The sequence below is a fragment of the Bacillus licheniformis DSM 13 = ATCC 14580 genome (assembly GCF_000011645.1).
Lineage (GTDB): Bacteria > Bacillota > Bacilli > Bacillales > Bacillaceae > Bacillus > Bacillus licheniformis.
Genome location: NC_006270.3, coordinates 3,064,702 through 3,080,693, shown reverse-complemented (window position 1 = coordinate 3,080,693; position 15,992 = coordinate 3,064,702). Strand labels below are relative to the sequence as shown.

The window sequence follows — 15,992 nt, the reverse complement described above, 5'->3', positions numbered from 1 at the left end:
ATCCAAAAATTGCTAAAAAAACTGCCTTCAGGAGGAAGGTACTGGGCGTTTTTCACAGGACGTGAAAGGTCTAGCCGGGCAACCAGTCAGGAAAAATTCTGCTAAGGGGAATTTCGACTCAGAATCTCGTCAAGAATAGCATAATGGAAATTGTTTCAAAACGAGAGCGTATGAAGCCCGAGTATCGTCATATAATCAAGAGGGACGAGTTCCGTATCATACTTAAGATCACGGCTGATCTTCATATACAGGAGGAAACATAAATGAGCAAAAACCGTCGGTTATTTACATCAGAGTCAGTTACGGAGGGACATCCGGACAAAATTTGCGACCAGATTTCGGATAGTATATTAGACGAAATTTTAAAGAAAGATCCGAATGCCCGCGTTGCCTGTGAAACATCTGTGACAACCGGATTGGTGCTGGTAAGCGGTGAAATCACGACGTCCACATACGTCGATATTCCGAAAACAGTCCGCGAAACGATTAAAGAAATTGGCTACACACGTGCAAAATACGGTTTTGATGCCGAAACTTGCGCGGTCTTAACGTCTATAGATGAACAGTCTCCAGACATTGCAATGGGAGTCGACCAGGCGCTTGAAGCGCGTGAAGGAGCAATGAGCGACGCTGAAATTGAAGCGATCGGAGCCGGAGACCAAGGTTTAATGTTCGGTTTTGCCTGCAACGAAACAAAGGAACTTATGCCGCTGCCGATTTCGCTTGCCCATAAATTGTCTCGCCGTTTGACAGAAGTCCGCAAAGAGGAAATTCTGCCGTATCTGCGTCCGGACGGAAAGACACAGGTAACCGTTGAGTATGATGAGAACAACAAGCCGATTCGCATCGATACAATCGTCATTTCGACTCAGCATCATCCTGAGATTTCGCTTGAACAAATCCAGCGCAATCTGAAAGAGCACGTCATCAATCCGGTAGTTCCAAAAGAGCTGATCGATGAAAACACGAAATACTTCATTAATCCTACGGGCCGTTTTGTTATCGGCGGACCGCAGGGGGATGCCGGTTTAACAGGGCGCAAAATCATCGTTGACACCTATGGCGGCTATGCCCGTCACGGAGGCGGAGCGTTTTCCGGCAAGGATGCGACAAAGGTTGACAGATCTGCAGCTTATGCAGCGAGATATGTAGCGAAAAATATCGTCGCCGCAGGCCTTGCTGATTCCTGTGAAGTACAGCTTGCCTACGCGATCGGTGTCGCTCAGCCGGTGTCCATTTCAATCGATACATTCGGTACAGGCAAAGCGAGTGAAGAAACATTGATCGAAGTGGTTCGCAAAAACTTTGATCTAAGACCTGCCGGCATTATTAAAATGCTCGATCTTCGCCGTCCGATTTACAAACAAACGGCAGCTTACGGACATTTCGGCCGCCTCGATCTCGATCTGCCTTGGGAGCGCACAGACAAAGCAGATCAGCTGAAGAAAGATGCATTAGGAGAATAACAACCGCATAGCCGCTTTAATAAGCGGCTTTGTTTTTCGATGGCAAAATGCGGGCGGATGTTGAAACTTGAAAAATATCCAGATTTAATATTGATGTGATATTGCCAGATACAAATATTTTAATATGAACATTTTTCAAGTTTCTTGAAACGTTTTTCTTTAAACACTTGTCTAATCAAGAAGCAGACTTTGATTTCTGCACGAAATTTAAAAAATCGGAGGCAATACTATGTGTGGATTTGTAGGGGTATTCAATCATCGCCCATCATCCGAGACAGCAGCACAGGAAGAACTGATTAAACAAATGAATGAAATGATTGTACACCGCGGTCCGGACGATGATGGGTACTATCATGATGAGCATGTAGGCTTCGGATTTAGAAGGCTCAGCATCATCGATGTGGAAAATGGAGGACAGCCTCTGTCTTATGAAGACGACTCCTATTGGATTATTTTTAATGGAGAAATCTATAACTATATAGAACTGAAAGACGAACTTCTTTCTAAAGGATACGAGTTCAAAACCGATTCAGATACGGAAGTTTTGCTTGCGACTTACCGCCACTACAAACAGGAAGCCGCTTCAAAGCTGCGCGGTATGTTTGCTTTTTTAATCTGGGATAAAAAAGAGCAGCTTCTATACGGAGCGCGCGATCCGTTCGGCATTAAGCCGCTCTATTTTACGAAAACGGACGGCCACGTTTATTTTGCGTCAGAAAGAAAGAGCCTGATGGCTGTCGATGCTGACTTGGAATTGAATGAAAAAGCGCTTCAGCAGTATACATCGTTCCAATTCGTTCCGGAGCCTGAGACGCTGGACAAAAAGGTGCAAAAAGTAGAGTCGGGCCATCAGTTTACCGTCCGCCCGGGTGAGGATATTCAATTTAAAACATACTGGAAAGTTCAATTCAAGCCGGTTCAGACAGAAGAAGACAAGCTTGTTCAGGAAGTAAGAGACGCGATCTTTGATTCTGTAAAAGTTCATATGCGAAGCGATGTGCCTGTAGGTTCCTTCCTTTCCGGGGGCATTGACTCGTCCTTTATCGTGTCAGTGGCGAAGCAATTCCATCCCAACTTAAAGACGTTCTCTGTCGGCTTTGAACATGAAGGCTTCAGCGAAGTTGACGTTGCGAAAGAAACCGCTGATAAGGTCGGCGTGGAAAACTTCAGCGCGATCATTTCCCCTGAGGAATATATGAACGAGCTTCCAAAGATCGTCTGGCATCTGGATGATCCTCTGGCAGACCCTGCTGCGATTCCTTTGTATTTTGTCGCGAAGGAAGCGAAGAAGCAAGTTACGGTTGTTTTGTCAGGAGAAGGGGCAGATGAGCTGTTCGGCGGTTACAATATTTACCGAGAGCCGCTTTCATTAAAGCCGTTTGAGCGGATCCCGTCCCCGCTGAAAAAGATGCTTCTGCGCGTAGCTTCAGCGATGCCGGAAGGAATGAAAGGGAAAAGCTTTTTAATGAGGGGCTGTACTCCTCTTGAAGATAGATATATCGGCAATGCAAAGATTTTTGAAGAAGGCATGAAATCAAAACTTCTTCGCCAATATGACAGCAACCTGTCTTACTGTGACGTGACAAAGCCATATTTTGAAGAAAGCAGGTCCTACAGCGAAATCAATAAAATGCAGTATGTCGATATCCACACATGGCTGCGCGGCGATATTTTGCTGAAGGCCGACAAAATGACGATGGCCAATTCGCTGGAGCTTCGCGTTCCGTTTTTGGACAAAGTCGTATTTGAAGCGGCTTCCAAAATTCCCGAAGAGCTGAAAACGAAAAACGGCACGACAAAATATCTTCTTAGAAAAGCGGCGGAAGGCATCGTTCCAGAACACGTGCTAAACCGCAAAAAACTAGGGTTCCCTGTGCCAATCCGCCACTGGCTGAAAAACGAAATGCATGACTGGGCCGTGAACATCATTAAAGAGAGCGAGACAGATGCATATATCCATAAAGATTACGTGCTTCAGCTTCTTGAAGACCACTGCGCCAACAAAGCGGATAACAGCCGCAAAATCTGGACGGTTCTCATCTTTATGATCTGGCACAGCATTTTCGTTGAAAAACGCTTTGTACCGGAAGAGCTGAACCATCAGCCAAAAGAGGTCATTATTGTTTAAGCCAAAAAAAGAAGGTTTTCGATTAACCGAAAACCTTCTTTTTTTATGCCGGTTTTTCTGCTGATAAATCTGCAAGCACGCTTTCACATTCGGAGAGGAGATTGTCAAAGATCACGTCCCACGACTGGGTAAGGGCATAGCTTCTCGCTTCGTATGCCATCCGTTTTTTTAACGATGGGTTGGAGAGGACGCGCAATATATTTGCGGTGAATGCTTCCGGATTTCTAGGTTCGGAAAGAAAACCGTTTCTTCCGTTCTGTATAAAATCTTTCAGGCCGCCGGAGTCTGCCCCGATAACAGGCGTCCCGCAGGCGAGCGCTTCAAGGGCGGAATTTCCGAAGGTTTCCGTCGGAGAAGGAAAGACGAACAAATCTGAGCTCGCATAGATGCTTGCCAGCTCTTCTCCTTTGACATAGCCGGCAAAAGTCATGTTGAGGGGAGCTCGCTTCTCAAGCTCTTTTTTTAACGGGCCGTCTCCGGCGATCAGCCAGTGGACGTCATCTTTCAAAGCGGGGTGACTTGCGATCTTGAGCAGCGTCTCCAAGTCTTTTTCAGGTGCAAGCCTTCCGACATAGCTGAGGATATAGGTTTCCTTTATGCCGTATCGCCTGCGGATGTGTTCGGTTTGATGCGCCGGACTGAACTGCGAGCAGTCCACGCCGCGCTTCCAGATGGAGAGGTTCCTGAATTGTTTGGCTTTAAGCTGCATAAATGTTTCGCGCGAAGGCACAAAAACTTTTCGAAAATCTTTATGAAACCAGAGCATATATTTCCATAAGAGTTTGGAAAACATTTGAAGATCATAATATGAAAGGTACTGGTCAAAATCGGTATGGTAAGAGCCTACGACGGGGATGTTCCATTTCTTCGCAAGCTTGAGCCCCGCCAGGCCGATATTAAAAGGAGTCGCGATGTGAATGAGATCGGGATGGAATTCGCGGAGTTCTGATTTCATTTTGATGAGATTAGGAAGAGCGATTCTGCACTCGGGGTATAAGAAGAACGGCATGCTCGTAAAACGGCGGATGCGGCTCGAAAATTGTGTTTCATGCGTGCTTTCCGGCGCAAATACTTTATAGGGCATCCCGTTTTTTTCAAGATAATCCGTATACCTTTTCAGCGTTCTGGCGCAGCCGTTCACATCTGGTGTGAACGTGTCCGTAAATATCGCAATTTTCATCGTTTCCCCTCCTGTTTGTGTGTGAAAAATCAGTGACGCTTTGGAAGAAACGGCCGGCTTAGAAGATCATCGCCGACAAGGTTCCGACTGAAATCCCGAGGGCTGTGCCTGCCAGAACATCCGATGGATAATGAAGACCGAGATAAATCCTGGAGAGCCCCACACTGACGCCAACCGGTATTAATAAAAGCGCGAGTATCGGAAAGAATATCATTAACGGTGTAATAACAGAAAATACAGCTGTCGTATGTCCGGATGGAAAAGAATGATCCTTGAGCGGATTTTGCAAAACCTGAGTTTCCTTTAGCGTTAAATACGGCCGCTTTCTCGGATACAGCTTTTTGATCAGCATGACTTGAAGGTGGCTGACCAAAAGTGCAAGGGCGCTGGCCATCCCCGCTGTACGAACACTTCCCGAGCCGAACAGCAAGAGAGACAGGCAGGCAGAAATCGTGCACATAGCCCCTCCCAAATGAGTTGAGGAACGAAAATAACGGTTGAGTGTTTTTTGATGAAATAATCTGTTCATACCGAGGAAAATCCGGCATTCAAAGTTGTAAATGCCAACCATCAGTTTATTCAAATGTCCTAACCCCCTTTACATGTATGGCTGCTTCATTTTTTATTGTAAAAAATGAATGTTTAGCAAATGATAAGTATTTGTAAAGATTTCGGAAAAAGAAAAAAGCCGCAGACGCGTGCGGCCGAAAAGGTTTTTGCTTAAATTATCGGTGGAAAAATGGTAAAGTTGTAGCAAAGCTAATCTTTTTTTTGCAAGGATTTGTAGTATTGTCCTTTTTCAATATATTCTTTGCGTATTCTTTCCATTTCCTGTTTATCTTTGTCGGTTAACGGACGGATGACTTTGGCGGGCCTGCCGAATGCGAGGTGCCCGGACGGGATCTTTTTGCCAGGCGGGACAAGGCTGCCCGCCCCGATAAAAGCGCCTTCCCCGATCTCCGCTTCGTCAAGAATAATCGACCCCATTCCGATAAGGGCATGCTTTCGAATCACGGAGCTGTGCAATGTAACCTGATGGCCTACCGTCACACCGTCTTCAATCACGAGAGGGCGTTCAGGGCTTTGGTGCAGACAGGAAAGGTCTTGAATGTTCACACCTTTTCCAATTCTGACCGGGGCGACATCGCCGCGGATAACAGAAGAGAACCAGATGCTTGATCGCTCTCCGATTGTTACATCTCCGGTGATGACCGCGTTGTCGGCGATAAACGCCGTTTCATGAATAACGGGTTCCGTTTTTTTATAAGGGTAGATCATAGGTTTCATCCTTTCATTTATAAAATTGTGTGAGGTGGTCAGCATGTGGTGCATGGAAGCGGAAAGACCTGTTGCTACAATCGTCGTCATTCACGGTGCATGTGAGCATCACGGGCGGTATAAATGGCTGTCCGAAATGTGGCGTTCATCCGGCTTTAATGTCGTGATGGGGGATTTGCCCGGCCAGGGCACTTCGACAAGAGAAAGAGGACATATACGCTCTTTTCAAGAATATATTGATGAAGTGGACAAATGGGTCGCCAGGGCGAAAGCATTTGAACTGCCTGTGTTTATGCTCGGGCACAGCATGGGCGGCCTGATTGCGATCGAATGGTTTAAGCAGCAGCAAAGCGGCATTGCCGGTCTCATTTTATCATCCCCTTGTCTCGGGCTGCAATTAAAGCCGAACAAATTTCTGGACTTGATTTCCAAGGGGCTCAACGTTTTGGCGCCGTCTATGCGGTTTGAATCCGGGATCACGCCTGATAAAGCGACGAGAAACAAAGAAGTCATCGAAATGGACATCAACGATTCATTATATATCACAAAAGTTTCTGTCAGATGGTATCAAGAAATGTTAAAAGCGTTGAAAAGCGCGATGGAGCCGACGGACGCCTTTCTCAACATCCCGCTCTTTGTCATGCAGGCGGGCACCGACTGGCTTGTCGACAAAAAAATGGTCGTCAAGTGGTTTAACCAGCTTGCTTCCCACAATAAGACGTACAGGGAATGGGATGGCTTGTACCACGAAATTTTCAATGAGCCTGAACGGGAAGACGTTTTTAAAGCGGCCAGAGCGTTTGCGGAGCAGTATATAACATAATGGAGGTGCATTCTTTGGCAGTACCGGAGCATCCTTTTGGATTAATGGCTAAAGTATACAGAGAGGTTTTTCCCCTTGTTCATCAGGAATTGGACAAGTGGAAACGAAAAGCTGAAACGATTCAAAATCCCGAACTGAAAACGCAGGCGAAAGCCAGCATCAGGGATAAAACCTTTCACTGTGAAGGCGGCGGCATTATGGCCCTTCTTTCAGGAGACAAAATCGAGCAGTCGATCCGGTTTATTACGGCGTATCAGACGATAAGCGACTACCTCGACAATCTATGCGACCGGAGCACCTCGCTTGATCCGGATGATTTCACCATGCTTCACCAGTCGATGAAAGACGCGCTGACAGTCGGGGCTGAATTGAAAAACTATTACCGGTTCAGGGAAGATCAGGATGATCAAGGCTATTTGCACGACTTAGTGAAAACATGTCAAGGCGTGCTTGCGGAAATTGAGAACTATGATCTGATCAAGGAGCATCTGATTGAGCTTTGCAGCTACTATTGCGACCTGCAAGTTCATAAACACGTAGTGGAGCATGAGCGTGTTCCCCGGCTCGAAGCGTGGTTTGAGAATTATAAATCGGCTCTGCCGAAAATGGAATGGTATGAGTTCTCGGCCTGTGCGGGTTCAACGCTCGGCATCTTCTGCCTCGTATCGTATTCCGTCCGTCCCGATTTTACTGAATCGATGGCCGGAAAGATCCGCGACAGCTATTTTCCGTACATACAGGGACTGCACATCCTGCTCGATTATTTAATTGACCAGGAGGAAGATTTAATCGGCGGGGATTTGAATTTCTGCACTTATTACCCATCACATTCAGATATGATGGAAAGGCTCGAATATTTCATCGAAATGGCGGATGAACATTTGCGCGGGATTCCGCACGAAAACTTTCACCGTTTGATCAACAGAGGACTGTTAGGCGTTTATTTGTCGGATGACAAAGTAGCGGGCCAGAAGGAAATCGGCCGGCTTGCGAAAAAGCTGATTAAAGCGAGCGGCAAAACATCTTTCTTTTTCTATATTAACGGCAGGGCATACCGCAAAATTCAAAAAATGCCGTGGATGAAAAGCTCGTAAAGAAAAGCTCAAACCGTTTATCGGCTTGAGCTTTTGCCGTTTATAAGCTTTCCGTCCGGTATTGTTTTTCAAGCACAAAGCGCTTATTATACCGGAAGCTTTTTTCCCATTTAGAAACAACGATGCAGGCGACAGCATGACCCGGCACGTTCACGCCTGTTCGCGCCATGTCCATCACGCGGTCCACTCCCGCGATAATCGCGACTCCTTCAGCGGGAAGGCCGACTGCGTTGGCGGTAGCCAGAAGGACGACGAGCGAGCCAGATGGCACGGCGGCGATCCCTTTGCTTGTCATCACTAGCACGAGCATCATGAGCAATTGCTGGGAAATGCTCATGTCTATATTGAAAGCCTGCGCCAAAAAGATACAGGCGACCGATAAATATAGGCTGGAGCCGTCGCAATTCAGAGATAAGCCTGAAGGAACCACGAAGGAAACGACCCGTTTTGGGCAGCCGTATTTCTCCATGCGGTCCATCAGCTGCGGCAAGACTGTTTCTGTGCTCGTCGTGGAGAACGCGATCAGAAACAAATCCCAAATCATTTTCAGGACTTCGAAGTATTTAATTTTAAAAACAAGACCGACGATCGGAAATAAAACAAAAAGAACGAGAAACAGTCCGAGAAAAACAGTGCCGACTAATTTTAACATAGGAAGCAGGAGCTCGATGCCGTATTGCCCGACGGATGCGGCCATAAGAGCAAGCACGCCGATAGGCGCTGTGACCATCACCATCTGCGTCAGCTTGAACATGATGTTGGCAACAGATTCAAAAAACTTCATGACAGGTTCCGAGGCTTTGCCGATCCCGGCAGCTGCAACGCCGAACAATATCGCAAAGAAGATCACGGCGAGCAAATCATTTCTGGCCATGACGTCAACGATGTTGGTAGGAATGATATCGAGGATCATTTGTTTAATATCGACCACTTTTTCCGTGTAGCCCGAGAGTTCGTCGATATCCTTTTTGGCCAAATGGGAAAGGTCAAGGCCGACGCCGGGCTTTAACACATTAGCCAAAAGCAGCCCGAGTCCGAGCACGAACGTCGTAATCACTTCAAACCAAATAATCGTCTTGATGCCGAGGCTGCCCATTTTTTTCATGCTTCCGCTTCCGGCCGCTCCGATGACAATTGTAGAAAAAACGATTGGAACGACGATCATTTTAATCAGACGGATAAATCCGTCTCCGACGGGGCGCAGCGCCATTCCGAAATCAGGGAAGAAATGTCCGATAACTGCTCCAATGGCGAGTGCGATCAAAATTTGATAAGCGATAAATTTTTTCAAAGCGAAATCCCTCCGTATTTTCCATGAGTTTTCAATAATTTCGCGACAAAGAGTGAAACCACCTCCATTATTTGGTGTTTTTTAGAAAATTCCGAAATCTAAAGTGTTCATATTTTATTTTGATATCGCTTACATTATGTTTGAATGAAAAAAATCCTCCAAACGGAGGATTTCAGGATGTCACTTTTGGACCGCTTCTTTCTTTTCGATCGCAATGATAAACGGCGGATCGTTTCGCTGGTTTAAATATTGGTAACAGAGGACACGGGCCGTATCCTGGTCGAGCGATGCACAAAATTCGAGCAGGGCGTCTTTTTCCCGCTTTCCTTCGGGATGGCCATGGTAGACGACAAGCACGATCAGCCCCTCATTTTTCAGGATTTTGAGAAGCTGCTTGATGCTGGCGATGGTCGAATCGCTTTTTGTCGTCACCGATTTGTCGCCTCCCGGAAGATATCCGAGGTTAAACACGGCTGCTGCCACCTTGCCTGAGATGTCGTCAGGAAGCGAAGTGGTGAGCTCATCATGGCTTTTTTGAATCAATGTCACCCGGTCTTTATACTCGTTTCCAAGTCTTTCGGCAGTATTCATAAGAGCTGCTTCTTGAATGTCAAAGGCATAGACATGCCCGCTTTCACCGACAAGTTCAGCTAAAAAGTGAGTATCATGTCCGTTTCCCATTGTCGCATCAATGACGATGTCTCCTTCGCCTGCGGCTGTTTTCAGCAGTTCTTTCGCATACGGGAGGATTTTCTTGAGCTTCATGTGGCCATGCCTTCTTTCGCCTTGTTGAACCATTTCCCCTGATGGCTGCCGCGCCTTTCCAATTCCCCGTTGATGGCGTTTAAGACTTCCCATTTATTGACGCTCCACATCGGTCCGACCATCAATTCGATCGGTCCGTCACCCGTAATCCGGTGAATGATCATTTCCGGCGGAAGAATTTCAAGCTGATCGCAAACAAGCTGGACATATTCATCTTGAGAAAGGAACGTTAATTTTCCTTTTTCATACTGCTTCACCATTGGTGTCCCTTTTAACAGGTGGAGCAGATGGATTTTAATCCCCTGCACGTCCAAATCGGCGACGGCTTTTGCGGTTTCCATCATCATGCCGCGGTCTTCGAGAGGCAGTCCGTTAATGATGTGGGAGCAGACCCGGATGCCGTGTTTCCTCAGCTTGTTCACGCCTTCCACGTAGCAGTCGAAATCATGGGCGCGGTTGATCAAATCAGCCGTCCGTTCATGAACGGTCTGAAGGCCGAGCTCCACCCAGAGGTATGTGCGTTCATTAAGCTCGGCAAGATATTCGACAACATCGTCAGGTAGACAATCCGGCCGGGTAGCGATTGAAAGGCCGACTACGCCGTCAAGGCCGAGGACGGTCTCGTATTTTTCGCGAAGAACGCTGACGGGAGCGTGCGTATTCGTAAATGCTTGAAAGTACGCCATGTATTTGCCGTCTTTCCATTTTTCATGCATTCTGTCGCGCACTTCATTAAATTGGGTAATCAGATCGTCGGCGCGGTTTCCCGCAAAGTCTCCGCTCCCTGCGGCGCTGCAAAATGTGCATCCGCCGTGTGCGACCGTACCGTCGCGGTTCGGGCAGTCAAAGCCTCCGTCAAGGGCGACTTTAAACACTTTATGACCGAAATGATTTCTTAAATGATAATTCCATGTATGATATCGTTTTTCACTGTTCGTATATGGAAAAGGGTTGTTCTGATGCAAACAAAAGGACCTCCTTTTAGTATCACGCATCCTAAAATTGTAGCAAATAAACACGATAAGAACAAACCGATTCCCAATTATTTTCTTCAATGATCACAGCTGTGATGGCCAAACTAATCACGATGGATTTTTCCATTAAGGAGGGGTTTACTTTGGCTACAAGACAATCCGTCGGAGAGCACATCCAAAGAAGCGAAGATGCTTATGATTATGCTTTATCTCAATTTGAAACTGCAAGCAGGCAGGAACATTACAATGAGACAGAGTACAGCGATGCGCAGCTGATGCTTGAAAACGCGGTCAATGAATTAAACAAGCTTTCGCTGTTTGCCAATGAGCAGCAAAGGGAGGAAATTCACCGCAAAAGGCTCCAGCTGCAAACCCTTCAAAACAATATGATTCTGCAGAGATCGTATGAAAGATGAACCCTTTTTGAAAGGGTTCATTTTTTTGAAAAAAGCGATTGACAAAAAAGGACGATGTCTATATTGTATTAAGTGTACTACATCGAGTAATACAGTTAACACACACATGTAAAGGAGCAATACTCATGAGTGATAAACATAAAAAAGTAACGCCAATGGTTGTCGTGGCGTTTATCATTGCCTGTTCGTTCTTGTTTGTACTTGCGAAGCTGGGCTTTATGATTCAAGAAAATTTGGGATATGTGTTTTTTTAAAAGTGAATAACGCTGAGATTGAACGAGAAAGAAGGGAGATAGATGATTCAAATCGATCCGAGAAGCTCAACCCCAATCTATGAGCAGATCATCCAGCAGATGAAAGAGCTGTGCTTAAAAGGGATAATCAAGCCTGGAGATAAACTTCCTTCTGTCAGAGAGCTTGCAACCATTATCATTGCAAACCCGAATACGGTCAGCAAAGCCTATAAAGAACTTGAACGGGAAGGGATTATTGAAACGTTGAGGGGAAGAGGAACGTATATTTCAGAAAACGCGAAAGTTACGCTTGATGAAGGGAAGATTGCGATGATTAAAGAGCAGTTAAAGCAGCTGATCATCGATGCGCATTACGCGGGGATCGACACCAAAAAGCTGCAGGAGTGGATGGCGGAAATCGACGAAGAAGTGAGAGGAGGCGAAGTGAATGATTGAGCTCAAATCTGTTTCAAAAACGATTGACGGAAAACAAATACTTAAAGACATCTCCTTTAAGCTGGAGGAAGGAGAGATTTTCGGACTTCTCGGAAGAAACGGCTCAGGAAAAACGACGCTTCTTCGCCTGATTCAGCAAATCCTGCTGCCTGATGAGGGAGATATCTTTTTCGGCAGCGTCAAGGTGAAGGATCATCCGCTCGTCAAGCGCAACATCGTCTATATGCCCGTTCAAAACACCTATTTCGAAAAATACAATTACAAACAGCTCGTCAATATTTTGCGTAACATTTATCCGGACTTTGATGTTACATATGCAAATGAATTAATGAACCGATACGATATTCCCGAAACAAAAAAGTACAGGGAATTGTCTACAGGATTGAAAAAGCAAATGTCGCTGATCCTGTCATTTGCGATCCGGCCGGCGGTCATCCTGCTTGATGAGCCGACAGACGGCATTGATGCCGTCACAAGACAAGACGTTCTTCAGCTGATGGTCGATGAAGTGGCTGAAAACAACACGACGATTCTCATCACATCTCACCGGCTTGAGGACATTGAAAGAATGTGCAACCGAATCGGTTTTCTCGAAGACAATACATTGTCGAACATCATGGATCTTGATGAACTGAAAGGCGATTTTATTAAAATTCAAATGGCATTTGAAGAAGATGTCAATTTAAAAATCAGGGAAAGGGAAATCCCTGTTTTGGACCACACCGGCGTCTTTTATACGGTATTGGTTCCGAAAGAAGACAATGTGAGCAAACAATTTCTTAAAAGTTTGTCTCCGAAAGTTTGGAACGAGCTTCCGGTCAGTCTTGAGGAAGTATTCATCGCGAAGTATGGAGGTAAGCGAAGATGGTAGACCGCGGACTTTTATATAAAGAATGGAAACAGCATTTCTGGATTTTTTTAGTTGTTTTTGCAGCGGTGTTGCTGAGTGAACCGCTTGCGATTTTGAATGATTATTTCCAGTACCAGGGATGCCTTGCAGAACAGAAAAAATTTCCCGATATAGAGTGCGTTTTATATAAAGATTATGGGGTAAGCGGGGCCATGAGAATGTTCTGGGTTGGCGGAGTCGCGCTTGCGATCAGCCAGATCGGGTTTGAACGGAGCAGAGGAACGCTTGACTTTACACTCGGCCTCCCTTACAAGCGCGGCGTCATTTTCAATACTAAATATTTCTTCGGCATTTCAATTCTTTTAACAGCCCAGCTATTATCTTACTTGTTATCTTACGCTTTGATTATTTTGTATAACGTTGACGTTGTCTTTTTCCATGAGTATTTTATCGGGGCGGTTATCTTCTGCTTTATGGTCTACTCGCTTGTCATGGCGGCGGGCGCGATGACCGGCAATCCGCTGGCCCAGATGATCGTTGCTTTTTCAGCGTCGATTCTGCCGTATTTGCTGATCGGCCTTCCGCTGGCCAACTTACGAATCATCCTGGGTTTCTTTGGGCATGACCCTGCTTTCTTTTATGGTGAAACAGAACTACTAGATTATATAACGCCGATCATATACCTCAACAGTTTCGGCATTCAAGACGGCAGCCTGGCCTTTACGCTTATTCCGCTCGCCATGGGGATCTTGTTTTATATAATCGGCTATTTCTGCTTTATCAAACAGCAGCTTGAACGGAACGGACATTTTTTCCTTTGGAGAAAAATGGATCGTCCGATCCAGATTCTCGTGATTTTATTCGGCATCTGGGGATTCGGCACAGCCGCTGCTTCGAGTCTGTTCAGCTATATATTCGGTATGTTGATCGGTTCGGCAGTCGGATTTTTAATCAGTTACTTCTTGATTTTCAAAAAAATAAAACAGCTGTAATCATTAATGGAGAGGAGATTTACAAATGATCAGTGTAAAGCATATTCACCACTCGTTTAAAGTCGGCAAAAAGGGAAGGGAAAATGAAATTAAGGTGTTAAAGGACGTCTCGCTTACCGTTGAAAAAGGAGAAATCGCCTGTATTGTCGGACGGAGCGGCTCCGGAAAGTCGACACTGCTGAACTTGATTTCCGGCTACATCGCCCCGACAAAAGGGAAGATCATGATTGACGGCACGGATGTCACGAAGTACAGCGAGAAAGAATGGGCCGCATTCAGGCTTGAACATTTCGGCTTCATCTTTCAAAGTTTTCAGCTGATTCCGAGCTTGACGACTTTCGAAAATATCGAACTTCCCCTGACTTTAAAAGGTGTTCATCCGTCGGAGCGGAAGCAGCGCGTCAACGAGATGTTCCACCGCGTCGGCCTTGAAAACCACGCCGGCCACTATCCGAATGAGCTTTCAGGCGGACAGCAGCAGCGCGTCAGCATCGCCCGCGCTTTGATTTTGAATCCTTCAATCATTTTAGCCGACGAGCCGACCGGAAGCCTGGATTCCGAAACAGAGCAGGAAATCCTTGAATTCATTCGGCAGCTGAACAGGGAACGCGGCATTACATTTGTCATCATCACGCACGATGACGAGGTGGCATCGATCGCCAATACGAAATTTCATTTATCTGACGGCGTGTTAGAGAAAGGGGAAGAGACTGTTGAAGTTTAAGGACCAGTTGAAGTTCATTAGAAGAAATATGAGGAAAAACCGCCTGCGTGTATTCATGACCATTCTCGCAACAACGGTGGCCTGCGCGTTTTTAATCGTGCTCGCATCGGTCGGATTCGGACTGCAAAAATCAATGACTGAACAGCTGATGAAAGAGCAGATCGTGACCGAGATAAATGTTGTCGGAAAAGAAGGGCAAAGCGATCAAAAGGTTCAAAAGAAAGACCTGAAAGAATTTGAAAACCGCAAAGATGTGTCCGCGATTATCGAGCGCACAAACGTGTTCGCACCTGCTGAAGCAAAATTGGGCAACAGGACCAATAATCAAATGTCGAATATTACAATTACCGACATGGCCGCTGAGCAAAAAGCCAATATCAAACTCGATCGCGGCCGCGTAGCGAAAACACCGAATGAAATTGTCGTCGGCTACCATTTCGGGAAGAACCTCTGGACGAAAAAGGAAGCCGCAGATTATGAAAAGCAGATGGAAAATAATGCTGAGGAAGCAAAAGAGCCGAAAGGATACGAAGAAGATATTCTCGGCAAAACGATTGAATTAAAGATCTCAAAAATGGATGAAAAAACAGGAGAAGAAGGGGAAGCGAAAACATATGATCTGAAAGTTGTCGGAGTGACAAAAAAACCTTCGTATGAATGGGCGAGCGATTCAACAGTCTATGTCAGCAACGGCATGCAAAAAGACATCACCGGCTTTCTGAAGTCGGAAAAAGACAGCGGCATGATCGAAAAAACGCTTTCGGTTTACGCGGATAACTTTGAACATGTCGGACAGCTGACAACAGATTTGGAGGATGAAGGCTACTACGTCGATTCAATAACGAAAAAGCTCGATAGCATCAATCTTTTTTTCATGGCTTTTAAAATCGGTCTGATCTTTGTCGGAGTCATTGCCGTCTTTATTTCAGCGATCGGGATTTTCAACACGATGACAATGGCGGTTACAGAGCGGACGCAGGAAATCGGCATTATGAAAGCGATCGGTGCAAGCCCGAATGTGATCCGAAAAATGTTCCTGCTGGAAAGCGCCTATATCGGCATCTTAGGATCTGTTTTAGGTATTATCATTTCATACGGTGTCAGCTTTTTAGTGAACAAGATTATACCTGTCATTTTATCATCGGTTTCAGAAGGAGAAGCGAGTGCGGCAGAGCTCAGTATCACCTTCTCGCATATTCCGGTCAGTCTTGTCCTCATCGCGACATTGATCAGTGCGGGTGTCGCCATTCTTTCCGGCCTGAATCCGGCCATTAAAGCGACAAGAACGAACGTGCTGACAGCATTAAGAAGAGAGCTTTAGG

Annotated in this window: 17 protein-coding genes; 11 read left to right on the top strand and 6 right to left on the bottom strand. The window is 45.9% G+C overall.

The features are described 5' to 3' along the window. Nucleotides 1-263 precede the first annotated feature (263 nt). Both metK and asnB read left to right on the top strand, forming a co-directional pair. The gene (gene metK, locus TRNA_RS37300) at nt 264-1,466 is read left to right on the top strand and encodes a methionine adenosyltransferase (protein WP_003184586.1); all 1,203 of its coding nucleotides are present in this window, start codon (nt 264-266) and stop codon (nt 1,464-1,466) included. A gap of 229 nt (nt 1,467-1,695) precedes the next feature. Continuing rightward, nucleotides 1,696-3,594 (top strand): asparagine synthase (glutamine-hydrolyzing), encoded by a 1,899-nt coding sequence (gene asnB, locus TRNA_RS37295; protein WP_003184584.1) that lies wholly within the window; start codon nt 1,696-1,698, stop codon nt 3,592-3,594. 43 nt (nt 3,595-3,637) lie between these two features. Here the strand turns inward: asnB and TRNA_RS37290 are convergent, their stop codons facing one another. From TRNA_RS37290 to TRNA_RS37280, 3 genes are all read right to left on the bottom strand, one after another. Continuing rightward, nucleotides 3,638-4,774 carry a glycosyltransferase family 4 protein gene (locus TRNA_RS37290; RefSeq protein ID WP_011198224.1) on the bottom strand — a complete coding sequence of 379 codons (1,137 nt, stop codon included), beginning with the start codon at nt 4,772-4,774 and terminating at the stop codon, nt 3,638-3,640. A gap of 58 nt (nt 4,775-4,832) precedes the next feature. Then, a complete protein-coding gene (locus TRNA_RS37285; RefSeq protein ID WP_009329419.1) occupies nt 4,833-5,345 on the bottom strand; it encodes a phosphatase PAP2 family protein in 513 nt (170 codons plus the stop codon). Nucleotides 5,346-5,533: 188 nt separating this feature from the next. After that, on the bottom strand, nt 5,534-6,052 hold the full coding sequence (locus TRNA_RS37280) for a gamma carbonic anhydrase (RefSeq protein WP_009329418.1): 519 nt from the start codon (nt 6,050-6,052) through the stop codon (nt 5,534-5,536). 43 nt (nt 6,053-6,095) lie between these two features. Between TRNA_RS37280 and TRNA_RS37275 the strand changes: the two genes are divergently transcribed. Then, nucleotides 6,096-6,875, top strand: a complete 780-nt coding sequence (locus TRNA_RS37275) for an alpha/beta hydrolase (RefSeq protein WP_011198223.1) — start codon at nt 6,096-6,098, stop codon at nt 6,873-6,875. Between the two features lie 14 nt (nt 6,876-6,889). Then, a complete protein-coding gene (locus TRNA_RS37270) occupies nt 6,890-7,969 on the top strand; it encodes a tetraprenyl-beta-curcumene synthase family protein (RefSeq protein WP_003184575.1) in 1,080 nt (359 codons plus the stop codon). A 40-nt stretch (nt 7,970-8,009) separates the two neighbouring features. Here TRNA_RS37270 and gltP read toward each other — a convergent pair whose 3' ends face one another. From gltP to TRNA_RS37255, 3 genes are all read right to left on the bottom strand, one after another. Continuing rightward, on the bottom strand, nt 8,010-9,260 hold the full coding sequence (gltP, locus tag TRNA_RS37265) for a glutamate-aspartate/proton symporter GltP (protein ID WP_003184573.1): 1,251 nt from the start codon (nt 9,258-9,260) through the stop codon (nt 8,010-8,012). Between the two features lie 180 nt (nt 9,261-9,440). Then, nucleotides 9,441-10,025, bottom strand: a complete 585-nt coding sequence (locus tag TRNA_RS37260; RefSeq protein ID WP_003184571.1) for a class I SAM-dependent methyltransferase — start codon at nt 10,023-10,025, stop codon at nt 9,441-9,443. Next, nucleotides 10,022-10,990 carry a TIGR01212 family radical SAM protein gene (locus tag TRNA_RS37255; RefSeq protein WP_003184569.1) on the bottom strand — a complete coding sequence of 323 codons (969 nt, stop codon included), beginning with the start codon at nt 10,988-10,990 and terminating at the stop codon, nt 10,022-10,024. Before TRNA_RS37255 ends, TRNA_RS37260 begins: the two co-directional genes overlap by 4 nt. A 152-nt stretch (nt 10,991-11,142) precedes the next feature. Between TRNA_RS37255 and TRNA_RS37250 the strand changes: the two genes are divergently transcribed. The 7 genes from TRNA_RS37250 to TRNA_RS37225 all read left to right on the top strand — a co-directional run bounded on the left by TRNA_RS37250 (nt 11,143) and on the right by TRNA_RS37225 (nt 15,991). Further along, nucleotides 11,143-11,415: a YtzC family protein gene (locus tag TRNA_RS37250; RefSeq protein ID WP_003184568.1), complete on the top strand. Its 273-nt coding sequence runs from the start codon at nt 11,143-11,145 to the stop codon at nt 11,413-11,415. 125 nt (nt 11,416-11,540) lie between these two features. Continuing rightward, nucleotides 11,541-11,669: a hypothetical protein gene (locus tag TRNA_RS44305; RefSeq protein WP_016885611.1), complete on the top strand. Its 129-nt coding sequence runs from the start codon at nt 11,541-11,543 to the stop codon at nt 11,667-11,669. Nucleotides 11,670-11,711: 42 nt separating this feature from the next. Beyond that, the gene (locus TRNA_RS37245; RefSeq protein WP_003184565.1) at nt 11,712-12,104 is read left to right on the top strand and encodes a GntR family transcriptional regulator; all 393 of its coding nucleotides are present in this window, start codon (nt 11,712-11,714) and stop codon (nt 12,102-12,104) included. Then, the gene (locus tag TRNA_RS37240) at nt 12,097-12,975 is read left to right on the top strand and encodes an ATP-binding cassette domain-containing protein (RefSeq protein WP_003184563.1); all 879 of its coding nucleotides are present in this window, start codon (nt 12,097-12,099) and stop codon (nt 12,973-12,975) included. Before TRNA_RS37245 ends, TRNA_RS37240 begins: the two co-directional genes overlap by 8 nt. Further along, complete coding sequence (locus TRNA_RS37235; protein ID WP_009329415.1) at nt 12,969-13,946, top strand: permease; 978 nt, start codon at nt 12,969-12,971, stop codon at nt 13,944-13,946. The genes TRNA_RS37240 and TRNA_RS37235 overlap by 7 nt, the downstream gene beginning before the upstream one ends. A gap of 25 nt (nt 13,947-13,971) precedes the next feature. Continuing rightward, the gene (locus TRNA_RS37230; RefSeq protein ID WP_011198222.1) at nt 13,972-14,670 is read left to right on the top strand and encodes an ABC transporter ATP-binding protein; all 699 of its coding nucleotides are present in this window, start codon (nt 13,972-13,974) and stop codon (nt 14,668-14,670) included. Continuing rightward, a complete protein-coding gene (locus tag TRNA_RS37225; RefSeq protein ID WP_011198221.1) occupies nt 14,660-15,991 on the top strand; it encodes an ABC transporter permease in 1,332 nt (443 codons plus the stop codon). Before TRNA_RS37230 ends, TRNA_RS37225 begins: the two co-directional genes overlap by 11 nt. Nucleotide 15,992: the final 1 nt, after the last annotated feature.